This window comes from Thermoactinomyces sp. DSM 45892 (assembly GCF_900107305.1).
Classification (GTDB): Bacteria; Bacillota; Bacilli; order Thermoactinomycetales; family Thermoactinomycetaceae; genus Baia.
In genome coordinates, this window is the sequence record NZ_FNPL01000001.1 from 150,209 (window position 1) to 170,669 (window position 20,461).

Annotated in this window: 24 protein-coding genes; 9 read left to right on the forward strand and 15 right to left on the reverse strand. The window is 42.1% G+C overall.

Annotation, left to right across the window (positions count from 1 at the left end; genetic code table 11):
• Positions 1–250 precede the first annotated feature (250 nt).
• From BLU58_RS00690 to BLU58_RS00700, 3 genes are all read left to right on the forward strand, one after another.
• Positions 251–994 (forward strand): SDR family NAD(P)-dependent oxidoreductase, encoded by a 744-nt coding sequence (locus BLU58_RS00690; protein WP_093290316.1) that lies wholly within the window; start codon positions 251–253, stop codon positions 992–994.
• Positions 991–2,025, forward strand: a complete 1,035-nt coding sequence (locus BLU58_RS00695) for an S-adenosylmethionine:tRNA ribosyltransferase-isomerase (RefSeq protein ID WP_093290317.1) — start codon at positions 991–993, stop codon at positions 2,023–2,025. The genes BLU58_RS00690 and BLU58_RS00695 overlap by 4 nt, the downstream gene beginning before the upstream one ends.
• 102 nt (positions 2,026–2,127) lie before the next feature.
• Entirely contained in the window at positions 2,128–2,763 is a 636-nt protein-coding gene (locus tag BLU58_RS00700; RefSeq protein ID WP_093290318.1) for a helix-turn-helix transcriptional regulator, read from the forward strand.
• Between the two features lie 106 nt (positions 2,764–2,869).
• Here the strand turns inward: BLU58_RS00700 and BLU58_RS00705 are convergent, their stop codons facing one another.
• The 3 genes from BLU58_RS00705 to BLU58_RS16700 all read right to left on the reverse strand — a co-directional run bounded on the left by BLU58_RS00705 (position 2,870) and on the right by BLU58_RS16700 (position 4,174).
• A complete protein-coding gene (locus BLU58_RS00705; RefSeq protein WP_093290319.1) occupies positions 2,870–3,634 on the reverse strand; it encodes an ankyrin repeat domain-containing protein in 765 nt (254 codons plus the stop codon).
• Positions 3,635–3,785: 151 nt separating this feature from the next.
• A complete protein-coding gene (locus BLU58_RS00710; protein ID WP_255404550.1) occupies positions 3,786–4,046 on the reverse strand; it encodes a MerR family DNA-binding protein in 261 nt (86 codons plus the stop codon).
• Between the two features lie 44 nt (positions 4,047–4,090).
• Positions 4,091–4,174 (reverse strand): MerR family DNA-binding transcriptional regulator, encoded by an 84-nt coding sequence (locus tag BLU58_RS16700; protein WP_255404551.1) that lies wholly within the window; start codon positions 4,172–4,174, stop codon positions 4,091–4,093.
• Positions 4,175–4,388: 214 nt separating this feature from the next.
• Between BLU58_RS16700 and BLU58_RS00715 the strand changes: the two genes are divergently transcribed.
• From BLU58_RS00715 to BLU58_RS00735, 5 genes are all read left to right on the forward strand, one after another.
• The gene (locus tag BLU58_RS00715; protein ID WP_093290320.1) at positions 4,389–5,156 is read left to right on the forward strand and encodes a MerR family transcriptional regulator; all 768 of its coding nucleotides are present in this window, start codon (positions 4,389–4,391) and stop codon (positions 5,154–5,156) included.
• 7 nt (positions 5,157–5,163) lie between these two features.
• Positions 5,164–6,087, forward strand: a complete 924-nt coding sequence (locus BLU58_RS00720; protein ID WP_093290321.1) for a CPBP family intramembrane glutamic endopeptidase — start codon at positions 5,164–5,166, stop codon at positions 6,085–6,087.
• A gap of 28 nt (positions 6,088–6,115) precedes the next feature.
• A complete protein-coding gene (locus tag BLU58_RS00725) occupies positions 6,116–7,048 on the forward strand; it encodes a phosphotransferase family protein (protein WP_093290322.1) in 933 nt (310 codons plus the stop codon).
• A 36-nt stretch (positions 7,049–7,084) separates the two neighbouring features.
• Positions 7,085–7,513 (forward strand): DMT family transporter, encoded by a 429-nt coding sequence (locus BLU58_RS00730; RefSeq protein ID WP_093290497.1) that lies wholly within the window; start codon positions 7,085–7,087, stop codon positions 7,511–7,513.
• Positions 7,514–7,574: 61 nt separating this feature from the next.
• Positions 7,575–8,045: a DMT family transporter gene (locus BLU58_RS00735; RefSeq protein WP_093290323.1), complete on the forward strand. Its 471-nt coding sequence runs from the start codon at positions 7,575–7,577 to the stop codon at positions 8,043–8,045.
• A gap of 77 nt (positions 8,046–8,122) precedes the next feature.
• Here BLU58_RS00735 and BLU58_RS00740 read toward each other — a convergent pair whose 3' ends face one another.
• The 12 genes from BLU58_RS00740 to smc form a co-directional block, all read right to left on the reverse strand.
• Entirely contained in the window at positions 8,123–8,488 is a 366-nt protein-coding gene (locus tag BLU58_RS00740) for a YraN family protein (RefSeq protein ID WP_093290324.1), read from the reverse strand.
• Between the two features lie 85 nt (positions 8,489–8,573).
• Positions 8,574–9,350, reverse strand: a complete 777-nt coding sequence (locus BLU58_RS00745) for a ribonuclease HII (protein WP_093290325.1) — start codon at positions 9,348–9,350, stop codon at positions 8,574–8,576.
• Entirely contained in the window at positions 9,343–10,236 is an 894-nt protein-coding gene (ylqF, locus tag BLU58_RS00750; protein ID WP_093290326.1) for a ribosome biogenesis GTPase YlqF, read from the reverse strand. The genes BLU58_RS00745 and ylqF overlap by 8 nt, the downstream gene beginning before the upstream one ends.
• 22 nt (positions 10,237–10,258) lie before the next feature.
• Positions 10,259–10,867 carry a signal peptidase I gene (lepB, locus tag BLU58_RS00755; RefSeq protein WP_093290327.1) on the reverse strand — a complete coding sequence of 203 codons (609 nt, stop codon included), beginning with the start codon at positions 10,865–10,867 and terminating at the stop codon, positions 10,259–10,261.
• 86 nt (positions 10,868–10,953) lie between these two features.
• Complete coding sequence (rplS, locus tag BLU58_RS00760; RefSeq protein WP_072330234.1) at positions 10,954–11,307, reverse strand: 50S ribosomal protein L19; 354 nt, start codon at positions 11,305–11,307, stop codon at positions 10,954–10,956.
• Between the two features lie 97 nt (positions 11,308–11,404).
• Positions 11,405–12,148, reverse strand: a complete 744-nt coding sequence (gene trmD, locus BLU58_RS00765) for a tRNA (guanosine(37)-N1)-methyltransferase TrmD (protein ID WP_093290498.1) — start codon at positions 12,146–12,148, stop codon at positions 11,405–11,407.
• A 9-nt stretch (positions 12,149–12,157) separates the two neighbouring features.
• Positions 12,158–12,685, reverse strand: coding sequence for a ribosome maturation factor RimM (rimM, locus tag BLU58_RS00770; protein WP_093290328.1), 528 nt, complete (start codon positions 12,683–12,685; stop codon positions 12,158–12,160).
• Between the two features lie 39 nt (positions 12,686–12,724).
• On the reverse strand, positions 12,725–12,976 hold the full coding sequence (rpsP, locus tag BLU58_RS00775; protein WP_072330238.1) for a 30S ribosomal protein S16: 252 nt from the start codon (positions 12,974–12,976) through the stop codon (positions 12,725–12,727).
• A gap of 50 nt (positions 12,977–13,026) precedes the next feature.
• Complete coding sequence (ffh, locus tag BLU58_RS00780; RefSeq protein ID WP_093290329.1) at positions 13,027–14,373, reverse strand: signal recognition particle protein; 1,347 nt, start codon at positions 14,371–14,373, stop codon at positions 13,027–13,029.
• 25 nt (positions 14,374–14,398) lie between these two features.
• Positions 14,399–14,731, reverse strand: coding sequence for a YlxM family DNA-binding protein (gene ylxM / locus BLU58_RS00785; RefSeq protein WP_093290330.1), 333 nt, complete (start codon positions 14,729–14,731; stop codon positions 14,399–14,401).
• 224 nt (positions 14,732–14,955) lie between these two features.
• Positions 14,956–15,945: a signal recognition particle-docking protein FtsY gene (ftsY, locus tag BLU58_RS00790; protein ID WP_093290331.1), complete on the reverse strand. Its 990-nt coding sequence runs from the start codon at positions 15,943–15,945 to the stop codon at positions 14,956–14,958.
• Positions 15,946–15,957: 12 nt separating this feature from the next.
• Complete coding sequence (gene smc, locus BLU58_RS00795) at positions 15,958–19,551, reverse strand: chromosome segregation protein SMC (protein ID WP_093290332.1); 3,594 nt, start codon at positions 19,549–19,551, stop codon at positions 15,958–15,960.
• A gap of 269 nt (positions 19,552–19,820) precedes the next feature.
• On the opposite strand from smc, the gene BLU58_RS00800 reads away from it, so the two are divergent.
• Positions 19,821–20,429, forward strand: a complete 609-nt coding sequence (locus BLU58_RS00800) for a trimeric intracellular cation channel family protein (protein ID WP_093290333.1) — start codon at positions 19,821–19,823, stop codon at positions 20,427–20,429.
• Positions 20,430–20,461 lie beyond the last annotated feature (32 nt).

The window sequence follows — 20,461 nt, forward strand, 5'->3', positions numbered from 1 at the left end:
TCATAGTATTTATTCATTAGCTTCAAAGAATATTCTAAGAGTTGGAACAAGAGAATCTCATCATGACTCCTGTAATTAATAGCCTATTTTTTGGAAAAATATCTATATTTACCATTCGCATAGAAAATGAAAATATTACTTTCATTTCCTCTTTACAGATTGTTATGAAGAGGCTAAGATAAAGAGGAAGTTTTTTTAACTAAAAGGTTAATTAAGTTATAAAATTAACAATCTCAAAGGAGCGATTGATATGTCAACCTCTTCAAATCAGGTTATTATGATCACTGGAGCATCAAAAGGGCTAGGGCGTGCTTTAACGCTAGCATTTGCTAAAGAAGGAGCAAGATTAGCTATTTGTGCCCGAGAAGAAACGAAATTACTCCAAGTAAAGAAGGAAGCGATACAACAAGGAGCTACTGAAGTATTAGCCATTACGGCTGATATGTCACTGTCTCGTGATGTAGAACGGTTTGTGGCATTGGTGGAAGCAACATTTGGCACCATTGATGTCTTAATTAATAACGCATCCATACTAGGACCGAGTCCTATGCCCCTTCTAGCCGATTATCCCGAAGATGACTACCAAGACGTTCTTCGTGTAAACGCAGTAGGGCCCTTCCTCGTCACAAGGAGAGTGGTGGCGAAGATGCTACAAGAAAAAAAGGGTTCGATCATCAATGTAACTTCAGAAGCAGGACATACAGGTTATCGTGGTTGGGGGGCTTATGGGATCTCCAAATTTGCGCTGGAAGGATTAACCCAGACGTGGGCTGATGAGCTAGAAGGTACCGGTGTTCGGATGAATATGGTTGATCCTGGTGAAATGGACACAGAAATGCATGCTTTAGCAGTGCCAGATTGCAATTACGATCTCGTTGATCCAAATGATGTCGTACATATATTTCTATACTTAGCTTCAACTGAATCAAAAGAAAATGGCGAACGAATACAAGCAACAGAATTCCTACAAGAAAGGGGAGCATATCAATCATGACAACATCCCTTTCCTTCTACCTACCGGACTCCCTGCATGCATCCTCGCCACCTGAACGCCGGGGCATTCGCCGTGATCATGTTAAGTGCATGGTGTTACATCGTCAAACAGATGAAACTACACATACTCAGTTTCAACATATCGATTCCTATCTCGAGAAAGACGATTTATTAGTATTAAATGCAAGTCGAACCATACCCGCCGTTTTTCACGTTGATTGGACACGGGATCATGTACTCTTACAATCGCAAGTAGAAATGAGACTGGCACGGAGAATCGATGCTACGCACTGGGAAGCGCTAATCGTGGCCGCTGGAGTTACGTTAGGAGATGAATTTCTTTTTGCTCCTTCTCTCCAAGCGACCGTTACTTCACTATCAGATGCTTCACTCGTAACCCTACAGTTTTCCCAATCTGGGAATCATCTACTTGAATCTTTCTATGCTCTAGGCGAGCCGATTCGATATGAATATATCGATCAACTGTGGGATCTAGACTATTACCAAACCGTTTATGGAACTGTGCCAGGGTCTGTAGAGATGCCTTCTGCAGGGAGAGCTTTTAGTTGGGAGTTATTACTGAGATTACAGCAAAAAGGAGTGAGGATTGCTTATATTCAGCTCCATACAGGTCTAAGTTATCTACTAGATGACCAAGCGTATCTCGATCCAAAAAAGCACATTGAAGAATACTTGGTTCCTGTTAGTACCGTTCAAGAGATCAAAAAAGCGAAAAAACAGAGGAAGCGAGTCATTGCAGTTGGGACAACAGTAGTAAGAGCCTTAGAAACATCGATCGATGGTGATGGAGAGATCATCCCCCAAACCAGTTGGACCAATCTACATATCACAGCCGATACAAAGCTCCGTGTCGTAGATGGACTAATTACAGGGTTTCATGAACCAGAAGCAAGTCATCTCGATCTTCTCTCCTCTCTGATCAATCCAGAACGAATTCTACATGCTTATCAGGAAGCGATCGAACATCAGTATTATTGGCATGAATTTGGTGATATGAACTTCATTCTGTAGAAAAGGAGAAGAGGAGCACTTGACAGATTTAATAGGGAGTCTAAACTAAAGTGGAGGTATTACGAAGAGCGAGATTATTTTAGTGAGGGGAGGTCGTTTGCTATGTCTGAACCAATGAGCTATACACGTCAGCAAATCCTAACTCTACTTCGAAAAAGTGGATCCATGAGCGCACAAGAGTTAGCAAATATCTTAGAAATCTCTAATATTGCTGTGAGAAAGCATCTACAAGTTCTTGAAAAGGATCAGCTACTCAAGACAACACTAGTACGTCAAGCGATGGGGAGACCTACATCCGTCTACTCCCTTACTGAGAAAGCAGAAGTATTTTTCCCAAAACATTATCGTGATTTAACACTTGATTTTCTACAAGACCTGGAGTCTCTTCACGGCAAAGAAACGATCGATCAATTATTTCACCGGAGGGAAGAACGCTTAAAGCAAGCCATTCGATCTCTCATGAAAGGTCTTCCTCTCTCCGAGCAAGTGTCCCAATTAGCCTCTATTCAACAGGAAAAGGGATATATGGCCGAGTGGGAAGAAAGTGCAGAAAAAGACACTTACACCCTAACAGAATACAACTGCCCCATTCATACCGTTGCACACCAATATCTGCAAGCATGTGGAAGCGAACTCTCTTTGTTTCGTGGTATTTTGGATGCAGAGGTAGAGCAAGTGGAGTGTAAAGCCAAAGGCGGGAAACATTGTGTTTATCAGATCCGTCCTCGTAAAAATTAAGCAAACGATTATAAGAGGATCTATGTCCAATATAAGCACATAGATCCTCTTTTTTCATTCATAGCATTCTACATTCTGGTAACATTACTCAGAACTATGCATTGGATCAACTCAATTCGCTGATAGACTTGGCTCCCTGATTACGCAACCATTGAACTAGATCAGTAGCATGACTCCGTTGTGCAGCATCCAATGGTGTTAGATTGTCCCACAATGAAATCCAGTTCAGATTAGCCCCCTTATGGAGCAAGTACTCAGCGGCGTTTCGTTGTCCACCGTGACAAGCGCACCAAAATGATACGTTCATTTCCTCTGTAGGTGAAGTAGATTTTTCTACCCAAGGGTATTTTGCTGAAAGTTGGCCACCTGCAAAGTAAGCTTCTACTACATCCATTTTTCCTAATGCGGCTGCATGCCATAGTGCCAGCTGTGCTCCACGTTCCGCCAATCTATATGCCGTCCCCCACTGTGCAAATGCAATTGCATCGTCCAACGGTGTCCCACCAGCAATTACTGCACCATCCGCCTCGATGTCAGCACCAAAGTCGAGAAGCATGTCTAGTATCTCGATATCATTATTGCTTGCAGCCCAATGAAGCGGTGTCTCCGTATGTGAGCCGGAAAATCGCGCGTTCACATCAGCACCTGCCTCGACTAGTACAGTAACGGCTTCCGCTCCATTCGGAAAGTGGCCAGGCGAGTCAGTTACTACATGTAACAACGTACGGGACATGCGATCTCTCCCCATAATTCGCGCTGTAGATAAGTCTGGGTTTACAGAAAGTATCTCCTTCAACATTGGGATATTGCCTGTGTGAATTGCACTGATAACATCCATTGCCAGCTTATCATTCTCATTGAAAAAATTCATGTCTACATCATCTCACTTTACACTCATTTTGTCGTGTCGATTCATACAGTTACATTTCCTCTAGCTTTCGCTAAAAGTAGAATAAGCTTTAACATTGTGTCAATGTCAATCTATTATTGTGATCTTTTAGAGACAGGAAAACATATTTGTGTCACACATTGACATTCCTCATTCCGATCAATATATCGTATGACCTCTCCGTTCTTTGAATCAAACCTTCGTTTCTCTCTATCTCTATCATCTCGTTCATTTCTATAATAATTTGCCTATAGCGATCCACTTCATTGGAAAGTTCATTCATTTTCGAGTATATCCATTCGACCAATAAATTCTTTTCGGGTGTCTGTAGGATCGTCTTAATCTCTGACAAGGAGAATCCATACCTTCGTAGCTTTTTTATAAATAATGCTATTTCTAACTGACTTTTCTCATAATATCTATACCTATTAGTATTTTCTAAAAAAGTCCCTCTTTGTCGTAGTGTCGTAGCATGCGAGGGCTTAATTTGCAAAGCTGTGAAAACTTGCTAATCGTATACATCTGCCTCCTCCTTCTTTATGATAAAGACGATTTGCGAGAATACCATCCATCGTAATAGAAATTGTATATACTATTATCGATTAACCCATTTCTAATATATCAAAGTTTATCAACCTGACTATATTGAAATCTCTCAAGTAGGTTCTTATTTTTTAGATGTATTGACCTTCACGTATACGTAATACCATATAGTATTTTTAGGGAGCGGATAACCATGCTTAGCATAGGTGAATTAGCAAAAAAAGCAAATATAAGTAGACGGACACTTCATTATTACGATGAGATTGGTTTGCTAAAACCAACGAAGGTGGATGATAAAAACTATCGCTATTACGATCAGAATGCATTATTAAGGTTACAAGAAATACGACTGTTAAAATCGATTGGTTTTACATTACGGCAAATCAGACAAATGGTTGGTCAGCCAGTGGTCAGGGCCGATGAAAAAATGTGGATTACATCTTTACAGGAACAAATCAAGATCATTCAAAAAGAAAAGGAAAATCTAGAGAGAAAGCAATACTACTTACAATCAACCGTGCATGCTATTCAGGTAACAGGGCAAGTCAAGGCAAACGAGATTTTTGAGTTAATAACATCTTTGGAAGATCGAGAGGTAGAAAACGGAGTTATCGTCGCTACATTCCCTGACCAGCTTTTTACGGATGAGGAAATGGAGATTTTGCAACAGCTTCCCCTGTTAGGAAGTAAAGATCCTCGATTAGTTGAATTGATCGAATTGATACAGCAGATTCGCCAAAATATTCATAAGCCTGTTTCGGATACCATCGTACAAGGATTTGCTGAAGCACTACATGTACAGATCGTCCGTCTATTCAAAGGAAATATAAATCTGGTAGAAAAATATTGGAAATTAATTACACCAAACGAAAATGAAGCCCCCACTGTTTATGGATTCGATTATAAAATAGTGAGCTATATTAACCAGATGTTGGAATATTACTACATGCAACAGGAGTGAGCACAACATGAACACAAAGCAAACAAACCAACTGACTTTTTATCGAAAATGGGGACAGGCAGTCAGCTTAATCCATTTTTTGATTATAGCTATAGCGATAGGATGGTTAATGTGGAACGGGTTGACTGATATTCGATATTCATCTGACCATCAAAGTACAAAACCAATATGGAATATATGGATTCCAGCGCTTATCGGTATCATGCTTATTAAAATGATGTCACTTCATCTACCCGTGACAAACTTCCATCAAGTCAGCCATCTTCCAAAGTCACAGCTTACCATTCAATCTATTATTTTTCTGTCAGGGGCAGTCTTGTTTCCTACTACTTTGCTCTTAGTCGATGGCAATAATCCACATTTTTCCATTTGGTATATTGGACTAAAACTTACTTTTCTGCTAATGCTCCCTTGGATTATTATATTTATCTATCGATTTCCATCCCAACATGATACCATAGCTAAACAGCCTCAGTCTCTGTCGCAATGGGCTCGGATGGCTCCCTTTTTTATTGGAGGCGTTTGGATTTATCTGTCCTACTTCTCTATCTTTTCAACTCCGCATACTCCTAGTACCGTTACCGATCCTTTGACATTATTCCTTCTGGTACTATCCAGTTTTTTCGTTAATAGCTTGCTGGAAGAATGGTTCTATCGCGTCTGGTTACAAACACATTTAGAAAGATTACTTGGGACTTGGCCAGCTATATGGATAACGTCTGTTCTTTGGTCTATTTGGCATATTGCAATCCAAGGAACAGGAGAATGGAGTACGGATATTGCAACTGTCATTTCCAATCAAGGCATAACAGGTGTTTTCTTGGGTTATCTCTGGTCTCGTTACCGTAATATATGGATTTTAATTTTGATTCATGGAATCATAAATGCGCCTCCTTATTTATTACTGGATATATGGAGAAATTGGTTTTAATCAAACTTGAATATTGGAGGATGTGTCCATGAATAAATCGATAGCAGAAGAAAAGATGAAACAATTATCTTATCGAATAGATCCACAGAGTAAGTTACTTTACTCACATGAATTAAAAGGTGGAGTCTCAGCACAGGTAACCATGCTGGAAGTAGAATATCCAGATGGCCACAAGAAGAAAATGATTATACGTCAACATGGTGAGATCGACATAAAACGGAACCCAAAAATAGCATTAGACGAGTTTACACTCCTAAAAAGCCTACATTCCTTTGGATTGCCTACACCAGAACCTTATTATTTAGAATCATCAGGCGAAATTTTCACCACACCATGTATTGTGATGGAATATATAGAGGGTGAAACACAGTTTAAACCTGCTTGTTTAAGCGATTATATCCTTCAACTAGCAGCGAACTTAGCAAAAATTCACAGTATAGATTACTCAAAAATAGATTTATCATTTCTCCCTAATCAAGAAAACATGTATACAGAAAAAATGAGAAATCGTCCTCCCGTTCTTGATGAATCATTGAGTGAAGGACGTATACGAGATACAATCGAACTGGTCTGGCCGGTAGTCCAACAGAACTCATCTACCATACTCCACGGAGATTTTTGGCCAGGCAATCTATTATGGAAAGAAGATCAACTTGTCGGCATTATTGATTGGGAGGATGTAGCATTTGGAGATCCGTTAGCTGATGTTGCAAACAGCCGTCTCGAAATTCTATGGCACTTTGGTATTCATGCCATGAATGATTTTACAGCCCAGTATCAATCGATAATGCCTACTGTTAACTTTGAAAATCTTCCTTATTGGGATCTATGTGCTGCGTTACGACCAACCTCTAAAATCACTACATGGGGACTAGATGAAATCACTTTAAAAAGGATGAAAAAAAGACACCATCTATTTGTTAACCAAGCAATAAAAAAGATTCTATCAAGTAATGTATGATAGATATGAAAAATCATATACAGAAGGGATATTATGATGAAAGGAATTTTTTTTGCCATTATAGGTGGAGGTTTCCTTACATTACAAGGAGTAGCTAATTCCCATATTACTCAAGGGATTGGTACATGGAAAACGGCCACCATCACACAACTAACAGGATTCATAGTATCCTATATAATCCTTATGCTCACTCGAGATTACCATTGGGAGTCATTAAAGCAAGTTAAGCCCTTATTTTTGACTGGAGGTGCTCTAGGAGCCATCATTATTTTTAGTAATGTGACTGCCATTCACCAAATCGGGGTTACTCTCACAGTTGCATTACTACTTATTTCACAGTTAGGTTTTACGTTTATCACAGATCGTTTTGGATGGTTTGAAGGAAAAAAGCAAGAGGTGAGGCCTTCGCAGTTAATGGGTATTGGAATGATGGTCTTAGGTGTAGCCATTCTTCAGTTTGCATGATAGGAGTCACAAAACAACGCATATCTAATGAAAGAGATTCAGTTATAAGAGGTAGTGAAAAATGATGATAGGATTATTATTAGGATGTCTCGCTGGAATATTAATCAGTTTCCAAAACACCTTAAATAGTAAATTGAATGAGCAGGCTGGCACTTGGATGACTACAACATGGGTACTAGGGCTAGGATTCTTAGCTTCATTTATAATTGGTTTTATAGTAGAAGGAATTGATTTTCTTAATTTACGAAATGCAGAAATCTGGTATTGGTTTAGCGGAGTGCTTGGTATATTTGTGGTGTCATGTCTTATGCAAGGAATCCGATTACTCGGTGCCACCTATGCCATTTCAATCGTCCTTACTTCACAGATTGGTTTCGCGCTTGTATTTGATTCACTTGGACTCTTTGGATTAGAAAAAATCCCATTTCAGACTACCAAATTACTTGGAGTATTCATCATTATTAGTGGCATATTCGTTTTCAAGCTAGATAGTAGGAAGCGAATAGAAGATTCACTACAACACAAAGAATGACGTATGAGCCGTTTCCCTCACATGTCATTCTTTTTTTGTTAGGTCTCCACCTTTTATCCCCTCTTCAAAACGCCCCTTCAAAACGCCCCTTCAAAATGCTCTGTCTCGATAGCTTGTCCTGTTTGACGATTTAGAAGAACTGAGACGACATCGAACCGCAAGGAATACGGTCGTTTCACATGGCTGAGAACGTATTGAAGCGCAATTTTTCGAACTTGTTGTTGTTTCTTTCCATCTACAGACTGAAAGCCGTAACCAAAACGAGTACTTGTTGTCGTTCGCACTTCAACAAATACTAAATCTCGTTGATTCGTTACGATTAAATCGAGCTCACCTAATTGGGAGCGCCAATTACGCGTTAAGACCTGATAACCCTTTTCTTCTAACAACTGTGCAGCAACTTCTTCCCCTAGGGCTCCTATTTGTTTACGCACATCTTTCATAACATAAGCGCCTCCGACAAAAACCGTTATAAGGGTAGATTACCAGAAGTTGTATAATTCTGTCAATTATTTGATGAAATTGGATCTATCTAGAGCGTAATACTGCTTGAATGGGTGCAAAAGATGATCGGTGTTCGGGAGTGATCCCGAGTGCTTCAATAGCTTGTAAGTGTTCGGGGGTTCCATATCCCATGTGCTTTTCAAAGCCATAGCCTGGATATTTGTCTGCCAATCGGATCATATATTCATCCCGAGTTGTCTTCGCGATAATCGAAGCAGCTGCGATGGAGTGGCTTTGTGCGTCACCTTTGATGATTCCGTGTTGAGGAATGGTTACTCGGGGAATCTTGACAGCATCACCTAAGATAAAGTCCGGGATGGGTTGTAGTTGGCTGAGAGCGACTCGCATGGCCTTATAAGTAGCTTGCAAAATATTATATTGATCTATGTAAGGTACATCTATTATTCCAACGCCAACCGCAATGGCCTCTTGCTCAATCTCTTGGCGTAGTCGATTTCGCTCATCCTTCTTTACTTGCTTGGAATCATTTAGACCTGTTGCATCAAAGTCGGGTGGTAAAATGACAGCAGCTGCTACCACAGGACCTGCTAAAGGACCTCGGCCTGCTTCATCTACTCCAGCAATCCAACTCTTTCCCTGAGCCCATAACCTACGCTCAAATCGCCACATTCCTTCAATCCGCATCTGCTCAGCCTGTGCTCTCTCTTGCAGCTTTAAGTAGGATTGAAGGAGTTTTTGGATGCCTATTCTTGAATCCGCCCGTAGTTCAGTTAGTTCACTTTCCGTTATTATCTCTGAAGATGAAAGCCTCTCTTTCCAATCTGCGATGGTTCTACTCATCTCTTTGTACATCCTGTTCCGCTGTAAAAAATTCATCGCCCGGATATTCGAAGGAAATTCTTCCAATCATACCACCCTGTAGATCATTTAGGAAAATCTCAGCCGCTTTTTCGGTATTTACGATTCCGCCACGCTGGATACAGCCCCGCTTTTTTCCGATCTCTTGAAGTACTTCATAAGACTCATGCTCGAGCGCAGAATCCTGTAGCTTATAACGGGTGATAAGTTCGGTAGCATAGCGCTCTTTGAGATAAGCAATCCCATGTACTGCCACTTCTTCAATCGGTAGGATCTCTTCTTTGATCGCACCACTTAGAGCAAGACGAAGCCCAACTCCATGATCTTCAAACTTTGGCCATAAAATTCCGGGTGTGTCCAACAACTCTAGATTTTGTCCAATTTTAATCCATTGCTGAGCTTTAGTAACACCAGGACGATCACCTGTTACAGTTGCCGCCCTCTTAGCCAATCGATTAATCAAGGATGACTTTCCAACATTAGGAATCCCTAACACCATCGCACGAACACGACGCGTTAAAATCCCCTTGCGCTGGCGTGTTTCAAATAAAGGTTGAAGGAGCTTATCTGTAACAGATTGGATCAAGTTTACTCCTTTTCCTGTCTTTGCATCCACTTCTAGTACGCCAACACCTTGTTCACGAAAATACGCTACCCATTCCTTATTCACTTTTGGATCAGCTAAATCGCATTTGGTCAGAAGAATAACTCGTGGTTTTTGTGCCACAATCTCGCCCATCATCGGGTTACGACTCGAGATTGGTAAGCGTGCATCTAATAATTCAAATACAACATCGACCAACTTGAGCTTTTCTGTCACTTGCCGGCGAGCTTTGGCCATGTGACCCGGAAACCATTGAATACTCATATTTCCACATCCTATTTAAAAACTATAAACCCGAAAAATGGGCTATCGGCCAATATACAAAGGACGCCTTCCCAATGATCTCATCTGTAGAGACTGGACCTAAAACTCGACTATCTGTGCTATTAGAACGATTATCCCCTAGTACAAACACCTGTCCGTTTGGTACTTTAACCATGGCAAAGTCAGCCGTTTTAGTAGAGGTTGATAAGTACGGTTCTTTCACTTCTTTTCCGTTTACCAACAACTGATTATTTTTTACTTCGACCGTCTCTCCCGGAAGAGCCACAATCCGTTTGATTAAATCAACCTTGTCTTTACTGCGAAAAACAACTACTTCTCCCTGCTTCGGAGAACGGATTTTATAGATTAACTTATTTACCATTACCTTATCACTGGAAGCTAAGGTATTTTGCATAGAGGGACCTGAAACATGAAATGGCTCCAGTACAAATCCCCGAATTAAAAAAGCAAGAACGAGTGCAGCAATAAGCGCGATCGCCCAATCTCGATAGGAATTCTTCCCTTTCTCCTTTCCACGATTACGCCTCGAACGTGAAGGAAGAGAAGATTGATTCTGAGATTGCTGTTTTTTCAAACGCTCTGAACGTGGGATAAACTCTTGACGGTCCATAGATCCCTCCTATATAGCATTGGTAAGTAAATATACAGTAAAAGGGCTGGATTGAAAACCCAAGCCCTTTTCTATGTGTACTCTTATTATTTCTCAGTACGGATTTCTTTAATACGTGCTTTTTTACCACGTAGGCTACGTAGGTAGAACAATTTCGCACGACGTACTTTACCACGGCGTAATACTTCGATCTTATCGATACGTGGAGAATGGATTGGGAAAGTACGCTCTACTCCCACTCCGTAAGAGATTTTACGAACGGTGAAAGTTTCAGAGATACCGCCACCACGACGTTGAATAACCACGCCTTCGAAAATCTGGATACGCTCGCGTTGTCCCTCTTTTACTTTCACGTGCACTTTCAAAGTATCACCGGCACGGAATAAAGGAATATCTTGACGAATTTGAGATTCGGATACGCTTTTCAAAATTGGATGCATAATCGTTTGTGCCTCCCTTCCTTAAGGTATTTTTTTATCCGCTTCTGAGTAAATCATGAACGGAGATATTTTAACATAAGCCACTACTGAAACACAATTATTCGGATCGCTTTCGTTGCTCCAATGTCCGCAAAAACTCCCGATCTTCTTCTGTCAACGGAGCTGACTTCAAAAGGTCTGGCCTTCGTGTCCATGTTCGCTCTAGTGACTGTTCTCTACGCCATTTCTCCATATTCGCATGATGACCAGATAACAAAATCTCGGGTACTTCCAACCCACGAAATTCCGCCGGTCTCGTGTAATGTGGATACTCTAAAAGCCCGTTTGAAAACGAATCCATCACCGCCGAATCATGGTTACCGAGCACACCAGGGATTAATCGACTCACACTGTCCATGATGACCATCGCTGGGAGTTCTCCACCAGTGAGTACAAAATCTCCAACGGAGATCTCTTCCGTCACCAAGTGCTGGCGAATCCGTTCATCAAATCCTTCATAATGCCCACAAAGGAAGATCAGATGCGAGTGCTCCGATAACTCCTCTGCTTTTTTTTGCGTAAAAGGAGTACCTTGTGGAGACATCAACAGAATCGGTGGACGCTTGGTAACATCCTGAAGTAGATGATCGACTGCATCAAACAGAGGTTGTGGTTTTAATACCATGCCCCCACCGCCGCCGTACGGAGTATCGTCGACAGTCTGATGCTTATCGGTAGCAAACTGACGAAAATTGGTTACATTCGTCTCAATGAGCCCTTTTTCATGAGCTTTACGGATGATACTAGTAGATAAGAATCCATGAAACATCTCAGGAAAAAGAGTGAGTACATCAAAGCGAATCTGTGCCAATTATTCCAGTCCTTCCATCCACTCAATCGTAATCTGTTTTGAAGCCACATCGATCTCGTTGACAATGTCATCAATATAAGGCAAAAGGATCTCGTTCCCGTCCTCTGTCGCCACGACCCAAACATCGTTGGCCGGAAGGGTTAAAATTTCTTTTACCTTCCCCACTCTGCGTCCCTCTGTTGTAACTACTTCGCAACTAATAATATCTTTGAAGTAGTACTCACCTGCTTCCATATCAAGAGAGACAACATCTGTAGCAGGAACTACGAAAGTTCCTCCCTTGAAAGGTTCTGCTTGATTGATGTTATCCCATTCTCGGAACTTCACCAAGTAAGCATTTTTATGAAGGCGACTCTTCTCTACAGTCAAAGGGAGCGGTGCTTTAAGTGTTGCATGTTGTAGCATTAACACCTGTCCAGGTGTAAAGCGATCTTCTGGGAAGTCAGTCTCTGAAAGCACTTTAACCTCGCCACGAATACCATGTGTGCCAAGAAAACGGCCTACTTTTAAAAACTCTACTTCTTTCAAATCAGTTCACCTATTCCGCTATCGGATCGGATCATAACATTATTTTGATTCAAGGATACCTTCTTTACGGAACAAGTTACGTACGGTATCAGATGGTTGAGCACCAGTAGCCAACCATTTTTTCGCTTTTTCAGCATCAATTTTTACTTGAGCTGGTTGGGCAATCGGATTGTAGTAACCAATTTCCTCGATAAAGCGACCATCACGTGGAGCACGAGAGTCAGCAACGACTACACGGTAGAAAGGAGCTTTTTTCGCACCTATGCGTTTTAGACGAATTTTCACTGCCATTGATTCTTCACCTCCTAATTAGGGTTTCACAAATTCATCATTATACCATACTATCCAAGGAAAGGAAACTTAAATCCTTTTCGCTTTTTCTTTGATTTCGTCATTTGAGCCATTTGCTTCATCATCTTTTTCATATCTTCAAACTGTTTGAGAAGGCGGTTCACTTCTTGTACCGAGGTTCCACTACCAAGAGCAATCCGTTTTCGTCTGTTTGCATTAATAATCTCAGGTTGCTCACGCTCGGCCTGAGTCATTGAACGAATAACTGCTTCAATACGTCCTATTTTTTTCTCATCGACGTTAAGGTCTTTGACCCCTTTCAACTTGTTTGCCCCTGGGAGCATCGCAAGCATATCTTCAAGCGGCCCCATGTTTTTCATCTGTTGAATTTGATCTAAGAAATCGTCGAGTGTGAAGCTTTGTGTCCGCATCTTCTTTTGAAGTTCGCGTGCTTTCTCTTCATCGACTGCTGACTGCGCCTTTTCGATCAAGCTGAGAACATCACCCATCCCCAGAATGCGAGATGCCATGCGGTCTGGATGGAAAGGCTCGATCGCATCCATTTTTTCACCCAAACCTACGAATTTGATCGGACAATCTGTAACCGACTTAACGGAAAGTGCCGCTCCCCCGCGAGTGTCACCATCAAGCTTAGTAAGTACAACCCCTGTCAGTCCTAGCTCTTTGTTAAAGTGGTCGGCTACATTTACTGCATCTTGTCCTGTCATCGAATCCACTACTAACAAGATCTCGTGAGGCTGTGTGTGCTCCTTGATCTGACGAAGCTCATCCATCATATCTTCATCAATATGCAAGCGACCGGCTGTATCGATAAAGACATAATCAAAGCCCTCTGCTTTCGCCTTCGCCACACCTTCGGTTGCAATCTTCACAGGGCTTTCCTTATCTCCGAGCGTGAAGACAGGAGCACCGATTTGTTCCCCAAGGACTTGTAGCTGTTTAATCGCCGCTGGACGATATACATCTGCAGCCACTAAGAGAGAACGCCGATTTTGCTTTTGTAAGAATTTCGCAAGCTTTCCAGTATGGGTGGTTTTCCCTGCCCCTTGCAAACCAGACATCATGATAATCGTAGGGGATTTAGGTGCCGTATTTAACTTAACCTGCTCCCCACCCATCAAGGTGGTCAACTCTTCATGAACTACTTTAATCACTTGCTGTCCTGGTGTTAGGCTTTTTAGCACTTCTTGTCCAATCGCACGTTCTTTCACGCGATCGATAAACGTTTTTACTACTTTAAAATTTACATCTGCCTCTAGTAAAGCGAGACGTACTTCACGCATTGCTTCTTTTACATCGGCCTCGGTAACTTTTCCCTTACCTCTTAGCTTCGACATAACTGATTGTAGTCGCTCAGACAATCCTTCAAATGCCATCCGTACACCTCCCTAGCCTTTATTTTCAATCAATCTCTAATAGTTTTGTTATGATCGGTTCGGCCACAGCTCGAGCATTTGCATCTGTTTCTAGCTGAGAACGTAGTTCTGCGATAAGCTCTTGGCGTCTTCTATGTTTCGTTACTAAGGATAGTTTATTTTCTAGATCCGTAAGTGTCGCTTGTGCCCGTTTAATCGCTTCAAACACCGCTTGACGTGAAGTCCCTTGATGTTCGGCAATTTCCGAGAGCGACCAGTCTTCTAAGTAATATAACTCGAGGAGAGATTGTTGCTTCTCCGTGAGAAGTGAACCATAAAAGTCATATAGCAAATTCATCTTAGTGGTTTGCTCCAGCATTGGGAGTCACCTCATTTATGCCTGTCAAGGCAATCCCATTTACAGGTATTAACTATAAAGGATTGGAATATAGGTGTCAAGTGTTTTAGGTTAACAGCTGTGAAGTCTGCACTGGAGCATGTATCTGTTCACCGCTCAAATAATAAGCCAGCGAGGATGTGGATTCTCCTGAAAAGAAATAGTCCAAAGGACCCTGTTTGAGCAGGAATTCTTTGGACTTGGACTTAGTTACTCTCATCTTCTTCGATTGTATCTTTAAACAATGCATGTAAAAATTGATCCCGGTCAAACTCTTGTAAGTCGTCGGCTTTTTCTCCAAGTCCAACGAACTTAACAGGAATCTTTAGTTCATTGCTGATGGCGATGACAATTCCACCTTTTGCTGTGCCGTCCAGTTTAGAAAGTACTAGGCCTGTGACGTTTACAGCTTCGCCAAATGTCTTGGCCTGTACCATGGCATTTTGTCCAGTTGTGGCATCTAAAACAAGGATGACTTCATGGGGGCCGTCCGGAATCTCACGCTGAACTACACGGTGCACCTTTTTCAGTTCTTCCATGAGATTTACTTTGTTTTGCAGGCGACCAGCCGTATCACATAGGAGAATATCTGCTTTTCGGGATTTGGCCGCCTGAATGGCATCGAAGATCACGGCGGCTGGATCCGAACCTTCTTGATGTTTAATCACGTCGACACCAGCTCGCTCACCCCAGATTTCTAACTGTTCAATTGCCCCCGCTCGAAAGGTATCTCCAGCAGCTAGGATGACTTTTTTACCTTTCTGTTTGAAGCGATGAGCCAGTTTTCCGATAGTCGTCGTCTTCCCGACACCGTTTACTCCAACAAATAGAAGAACCGTCATGCCATCTTCTTGGATTCGTAATGTACTACCTGCATCTGCCTCTTCTAAGATATCTGCAATCATCTCAGACATCAGTGGCTGTAATTCTGTAGGCTCGGTGATTTTTCGCGTTTTCACCTCACTACGTAACCGCTCCACGAGATCCATTGTCGTAGTAACCCCTACATCGGCGCTGATCAAAATTTCTTCTAATTCTTCATACAAATCATCATCAATCTTTTTTCGATTGCGAAATAGATCGCCCATCGCACCTACTAAATTAGTACTTGTCTTACTTAAACCGGATAAAAACTTTTGCGTAACGGATTCTGTACTTTTTGATACACTTTCTTTTAATCGTTTAAAAAAACTCACACTTGATGCCTCCTAACTCATCGTTGCAGCTACTTCTTTACTACTATCATCATAATCTTCCATACGCACGGATACTAGACTAGATACTCCAGATTCTTGCATGGTAATTCCATACAGTACATCTGCGCCTTCCATCGTGTGTTTACGGTGAGTGATGAGGATAAATTGGGTTTTCACAGCGGCCTCCTTCATATATTGGACAAAGCGGGTTAAGTTGGCCTCATCCAGTGCCGCATCCACCTCATCTAAAAAGCAAAACGGGACCGGCTTCACTCTTAGTACGGCAAATAGTAATGCCAATGCTACTAGAGAACGCTCCCCACCTGATAACAAGGAAAGTTGTTGCAATTTTTTTCCCGGTGGTTGAGCCACAATCTCAATCCCTGTTTCTAACAGGTTATCCTCATCGGTTAATTGCAGATCAGCGCGCCCCCCACCAAACATCTGCACAAATACATCTAAAAATTCTTCTCGAATAAGCTGGAATACATCTAAGAAACGTTTTCCCATCTCTGATTCAATCTGAGCAATGAGATCGTAAAGGGAACGTTTAGCATCTAACAAATCTGCTTCTTGTGTTTTTAAGAACTCTAGACGTTCACTAAGCCTCTTGTATTCTTCGATTGCTCCTAGACTCACTTCCCCTAAACCCACAATTTGTTGCTTGAGAGAACGGACTTTTCGCTCTGCCTGATTTGGTTCTTCTGGGGCACCATACATCTCTTTCGCACGTTCGAAACTAATCTCATACTCTTCGGCAAGCTTCTGTAACAAATGATTTAACTCAACATCTAACCGGTTTACTCGAATTTCTAGATCACGAAGTTGCTCTTCTTGTTTGCGGATGGTGGATTGAGCTTGATGAACCTCATGTTCTAACTCATTCCGTTCCCGCATTTGCTCATCACGAGTCCCACGCACCTGACTCAATTTCTCCTGAATCGCTATTTTCTGCTCGCGGAGTTGTTCAATCCGAGCGGATAGCTGATCTAGTTCTTGACTATTTAACTCCCCACGCTCACCTAGAGCCGTCTGCTCTTCCACAATTTGCTGTTGTTGTTTTTGGTTCCGCGATAAGTCACTTTGGATACGAGTTATATTTTCTTTGCTATTACGGATTTCTTGCTTGAGTTGAGCGACCGCTACCCGCCATTCCGTCACCTGTTCATTTGCTTCCGCTTTAGCACTAACTTCTTGTTTTCGACGTTCTTCTAACTCTTTTCGCTTCTCTGTAAGCGATTTTTTTTGCTCTTCCAGCAAGTTTAGTTCTTGTCCAATCTCGTGGGTGCGCTTCTCAAGCTCCATCGTTTTCTCATCCATAGTGCGTTGTTGTTGTTCGCTTTGCTCAATCAATTTCTCTACATTTCGTAACTGGATCTGGCTTTCGCGGAGATGACTCTCCATCTGCTGTTCTTGCAAACGAAGCTGCTCACCTTCTGCACGAAGCTCCTCCCAAGCTTTTTCCAAATGAGTTCGTTGTTCGGTCGTCGTCTTTAAGTCAGCCTGCACCGAATCCCATTCTTGCTTTTGTTCGTGAAGCTCTGTCTCCAGCTCCTCTAGTTGACGAGCCCTTCCAAGTAGGTTACTTTTATTATTTTGACGACTACCACCTGTCATCCCTCCACCCGGGTTTACAACATCCCCATCCAATGTAACCACACGATAGCGATATTGAAGTGTCCGTGCTAACTGGTTGGCAACCTCCAGATTTTGTGCAACCACTACAAGCCCGAGCAAATTCTCTACTAGCGCCTGATATTCCGGCTCACAGGAAACCAAATCTTTGGCCATCCCTATAAAACCATCTGCCTTGTTGATTCGTTCGACATCACGACTTGGTAAAATCCGAGGCTGGATCACATCAAGCGGGAGAAAGGTAGCTCGTCCCAAACGGCGATCCTTTAAAAATTGAATCGCATGCCTCCCTGTCTGCTCATCCTCCACCACTACATTTTGCACAGCTCCACCTAGTGCTGTCTCCATTGCAATCTCATATTTCTCGGAAACATGAATCAATTGAGCAACCGCACCCCTGACACCCAACAACGTTTCATGTCCCCGATCAGAGGCAAGTAGAATCTCTTTTACACCTTGGAAAAAGCCTGCGTGCTCCGCTTCCATATCTTTCAACACATCATACTGAGAACGGGTCCGGTTATACTTCTGCTCCAATACTCGGTTTTGATGAATGAGACTTTTTTCTTCTTCTTGGAGAGCATTCCGTTTCTCCACCACTTGATTAACTTCTTCACGCTTTTGTTCTAAAGTAGACTTTACTTCTTGTAGCTGCTTATGTGAGCCTTCTTCCGTCTCTTCCATATCCTCACGCTGCTCATAAACCTCAGACAGTTGGTCCACCAACGAAGACAAACGCTCCGCCAATTCTGTCCGTTGTTGTTCTACAAACTGCTGTTCACTTTTTAATGTAATCACTTCATTGTTACATTCCTGAATCTGTTGCATGACTTCTTGAAGAGGAGTAGAGGCTTCTTGTACGGTTAACCTCATCTGTTCCATAACCGTTTGTAATTCTGTCTCAGCTTCCTGTGATTCTATTTCCTTCGCAGAAAGCCTCTCTTGAAGCTCCGAAATCTCTAACTGTAGTCGTGTTTCCTCTTCCTGTAATGCAGTGTGGCGCTCCTGTAATTGCTGCTGGGTCGCCTCTCTGTTGCGGCCCCGCTCTAACCACACTTCCCGTTGCCCTTCTGCTTTCTCAAGATCCTCACTTGCTTTAAGGAGCTCTCCCTGCACTTGCTCTAAACGAGCTTCACTTTCGTCCACCTGCATCTTTACCTCTTGCAGATAGACTTCTCGTTTATTTAGTTCAGCAGATAAAATCGCTTGCTCTTCTTTTCGCCGTTTTACTTCTTGAGCAGATGACTGCCACTTATCATGGATATCCTCAATCTTATGTACATATAAGCCAATTTCCACTTGCTCTAATTCTGCTTTTAACTCTTTATAGGTAACTGCTTTTTCCGACTGATCAGCGAGCGGGCCAACTTGATCATCTAATTCATGAATTAAATCATGGATGCGCGCTAAGTTTTGTTCTGTCGTCTCTAGCTTCTTCTCCGCTTCCTTTTTCCGAGACTTATACTTTACGATTCCAGCCGCCTCTTCAAAGATAGCCCTTCGATCCTCAGACTTGCTACTCATAATCTCCTCAATTTTTCCTTGTCCGATCATGGAGTATGCTTCTTTTCCAATTCCCGTATCCATAAATAATTCATTAATATCTTTCAGTCGGCACGTTTGCTTATTTAACAAATATTCACTTTCACCGGAACGATAAACCCGTCTTGCCACCGTCACCTCTGCATAGTCAAGAGGTAGCTTCCGCTCTGTATTATCAAATGTAATCGCTACTTCACAAAAACCGACTGGCTTACGTGTATCGCTTCCAGCAAAGATGACATCCTCCATCTTGCTACCCCGCAATGATTTCGCACTCTGCTCACCGAGCACCCAACGAATTCCATCAGTAACATTACTTTTTCCACTACCGTTCGGGCCCACCACCGCCGTAATACCAGGGACAAACTCAAGCTCTGTCCGGTTTGCAAATGATTTAAATCCGGACATCTCTAATCTCTTTAAATACATGGCCATCCTCCCTTCTCTTGCGGGCGTAATCCATTTATTTTATCATAGCCAAACTATGTATGAAAATTCCGCCTATCACTTTTGTCTTTTTCTTTCTACACGATCGCTCTGTTTCCTTTTCGGCACCCCAGAAAACTGAAACAAAATGTTCACAAACTCATGGATGTCCATGTATTTACTACCTTCATGCAATCCTTTATGATGAATTACATTATGGAGAGTGAACATATATAGAGACACATGCGGAAACGAAATAGGAGGTGAAGCAGATGCTTTGGGACGTACTAAACATTATTGGCATTCCAGCATTCGCCATTAGTGGAGCGATCGTAGCGCTCGAGGAAAAATACGACTTATTTGGCTTGTATGTACTCGGATTCGTTACTGCCTTTGGTGGAGGAATCATTCGAAATGTACTAATTGGAGTTCCCGTAACAGATCTATGGAAACAAGGAAATTTAATGTTGGCGGCGCTGATCGCTATGTCCATCGTTGCTCTGTTCCCATACGTCTGGGGAAATCGCTGGCGCAAATGGATTCTATTCTTTGACGCTGTTGGTTTATCCTCTTTCGGCATTCAAGGAGCACTTTTTGCTCACAAGATGGGGCACCCTCTATACGTAGTCATCGTTGCTAGTGTGTTAACTGGAATTGGGGGCGGAGTAATCCGAGACCTCCTCGCTGGTAGAAAACCAGCCATTTTGCGAGATGAGATCTACGCTATTTGGTGCATTATGATTGGTGTATGCGTGGGTTCTGGATGGATTGCATCTGAAATTGGCCTTTATACATTGCTTGTTATTATCGTGATTCTTCGGATGTTATCCGTTCATTACCATTGGAATTTATCCATTTATCGTAATTACCCATCCGTATAACCAATACAAACCCCCAACTCTGGCGAATTGGG